This window comes from Spirosoma harenae (assembly GCF_054776975.1).
On record NZ_BAAHBD010000025.1, the window covers coordinates 1 to 3,194 of the forward strand.

The following is a 3,194-nucleotide window of genomic DNA, read 5'->3' on the forward strand; positions in this document are numbered from 1 at the left end:
TTATTTCATCAGGTGGCACCTACCTACTCTCCCACTTGTGACAGCAGTACCATCGGCAGTACGGGGCTTAACGGCTCTGTTCGAGAAGGAAGAGGTGTTCACCCGCCTTACCAGCACCAACCTGTTGACCCTTTGCAGCATTAACTCCGGAACGGAGTTGGCTGGATATCTTTATAGTCTTTTTCCCCACAGGGAGAGATCACCTCAATATGCAGTAACCATAACCAGTTAGTATTTATCTCAAAGCTATGAGAACATTCACGCTCCCGGGGTCATTAGTACGGCTCAGCTCAACATATCTCTATGCCTACACCTGCCGCCTATCCACGTCGTCGTCTCCAACACCCCTTTCGTAGAACACTCATCTTCAGGCCAGTTTCGCACTTAGATGCTTTCAGCGCTTATCTGATCCACACGTAGCTACTCGGCCGTGCCTGCGGCCAAACAACCGATCCGCCAGCGGTGTGTCCATCCCGGTCCTCTCGTACTAAGGACAGATCCCGTCAGTATTCCCACGCCCACCACAGATAGGGACCGAACTGTCTCACGACGTTCTGAACCCAGCTCGCGTGCCACTTTAATCGGCGAACAGCCGAACCCTTGGAACCTTCTCCAGCCCCAGGATGTGACGAGCCGACATCGAGGTGCCAAACCTCCCCGTCGATGTGAGCTCTTGGGGGAGATCAGCCTGTTATCCCCGGCGTACCTTTTATCCTTTGAGCGATGGCCCTTCCATGCGGAACCACCGGATCACTATACCCGACTTTCGTCCCAGATCGGCTTGTGGGCCTCACTGTCAAGCTGGCTTCTGCTATTGCACTCCTCTGCCGATTACCGTCCGGCATGAGCCAACCTTGGGAAACCTCCGTTACCCTTTCGGAGGTGACCACCCCAGTCAAACTACCCACCAAACAGGGTCCCCATTCCTGGGTTAGAACGCCAGTCAGCCAAGGGCGGTATTTCAAGGTTGGATCCACGATGCCTGGCGACACCGCTTCGCTTCCTCCCGCCTATCCTACACATGCCTGACCGGCATTCACTGTTAAGCTATAGTAAAGGTGCACGGGGTCTTTCCGTCCCGTGGCGGGTAAGCGGCATCTTCACCGCTACTACAATTTCACCGAACTCATGGTTGAGACAGTGCCCAGATCGTTACACCATTCGTGCAGGTCGGAACTTACCCGACAAGGAATTTCGCTACCTTAGGACCGTTATAGTTACGGCCGCCGTTTACTGGGGCTTCAATTCAATGCTTCGCCTTGCGACTAACATCCCCTCTTAACCTTCCAGCACCGGGCAGGTGTCAGACCCTATGCGTCAACGTTAATTTTGGCAGAGTCCTGTGTTTTTGGTAAACAGTCGCCTGGGCCTCTTCTCTGCAGCCTCTGCTCTCGCAGTAGGCCCCCCTTATCCCGAAGTTACAGGGTCATCTTGCCGAGTTCCTTAACCATGATTCTTTCGCGCACCTTAGAATATTCTTCCCAGCTACCTGTGTCGGTTTACGGTACGGGTAACTACACGCTTAACGTCCCTTAACTTTTCTTGGAAGCCCCTTCATGCATTCGCTTCACCCGAAAGCTCCGCTCAACGCCCTATTCCGTCAGGACGTACACACCCCGGCACTCCGTCATTAAGTAACCTGTGCAGTTAGTACAGGACTATTAACCTGTTCCCCCTCACGGCCCGGCCTTCGCCTGCCCCTTAGACCCCGACTAACCCTCCGATGACTGCCATCGCGGAGGAAACCTTAGCTTTTCGGTGTGGGGCGTTCTCAGCCCCATTCTCGTTACTTATGCCTACATTTGCTTTTCTGTACGGTCCAGCTCGGCTCACGCCTGACCTTCACCCCCTACAGAATGCTCTCCTACCACAACATACTCTTGTATGTGTCCATACCTTCGGTGAAGTGCTTGATGCCCGGTTATTATCGATGCCCGCCCCGCTCGACCAGTGAGCTGTTACGCACTCTTTAAAGGAATAGCTGCTTCCAAGCTAACCTCCTGGCTGTCTCAGCAGCCGGACCACCTTTGTTCAACTTAGCACTCACTTGGGGACCTTAGATGATGGTCTGGGTTGTTCCCCTCTCGGAGCAGGACCTTAGCACCCTGCCCCTCACTGCCCCGCACCCCTCTGCGCATTCGGAGTTCATCAGAAGTTGGTAGGATGTGACTCCCCCGCATCCTGTTGGTGGCTCTACCTCACAGTTGGTAACACGGAACGCTGTTCCTAAAAACATTTCGGAGAGTACGAGCTATTTCTGAGTTTGATTGGCCTTTCACCCCTACCCCCAGCTCATCCGGAAGCTTTTCAACGCTTATCGGTTCGGTCCTCCAGTGTGTTTTACCACACCTTCAACCTGGCCAGGGGTAGATCACCCAGTTTCGCGTCAACCCCCACTGACTTAGCGCCCTGTTCAGACTCGCTTTCGCTTCGGATCCGGACGTCAACGTCCTTAACCTTGCCAGTGACGGTTACTCGTAGGCTCATTATGCAAAAGGCACGCCGTCACCCCACACTGGGGGCTCCGACCGCTTGTAAGCGCCTGGTTTCAGGATCTATTTCACCCGGGTACTCCCCGTACTTTTCACCTTTCCCTCACGGTACTCTGCACTATCGGTCTTCTGAATGTATTTAGCCTTACCGGATGGTGCCGGCAACTTCAGAGGGAATTTCGCCGGTTCCCCCCTACTCAGGAATCCCAACCCACTACGCCACTGACCCGGACGGGGCTCTCACCCTCTATGGCCCACTTTCCCAAGTGGTTTCAGTTCGTTTTGTAGCTTGATGTCAGGTCCTACTACCCCGACTAGGCCGTAACCTAGTTGGTTTGGGCTACTCCCCGTTCGCTCGCCACTACTCAGGGAATCACATGTTGTTTTCTTTTCCTGCGGGTACTTAGATGTTTCAGTTCTCCGCGTTCGCCCCTCGAAAGGTACTATCTCTTCAAGATAGTGGGTTGCCCCATTCGGACACCTGCGGATCAGCCCCTGCCAGCGGGTCCCCACAGCGTTTCGTCGCTTGCCACGTCCTTCATCGCCATCAGAAGCCTTAGGCATCCCCCAGACGCCCTTTTGCTGCGTGAATTTCTCACGCCTGAGCTAAATTCTTGGTTATGCTTACTACTTACTTTTGCTTGATCAACCGATGATCACTCATCGGTTGAACTTATTTTCTCTCCCTGTAGGTCAAAGAAC

At 53.8% G+C, this 3,194-nt stretch carries 2 rRNA genes; both read right to left on the minus strand.

Going from position 1 to position 3,194, the window contains the following annotated elements:
- Window positions 1-10 precede the first annotated feature (10 nt).
- A 5S ribosomal RNA gene (gene rrf, locus ACYVE4_RS24330) occupies window positions 11-121 on the minus strand.
- Window positions 122-254: 133 nt separating this feature from the next.
- A 23S ribosomal RNA gene (locus ACYVE4_RS24335) occupies window positions 255-3,084 on the minus strand.
- Between the last annotated feature and the right edge of the window lie 110 nt (window positions 3,085-3,194).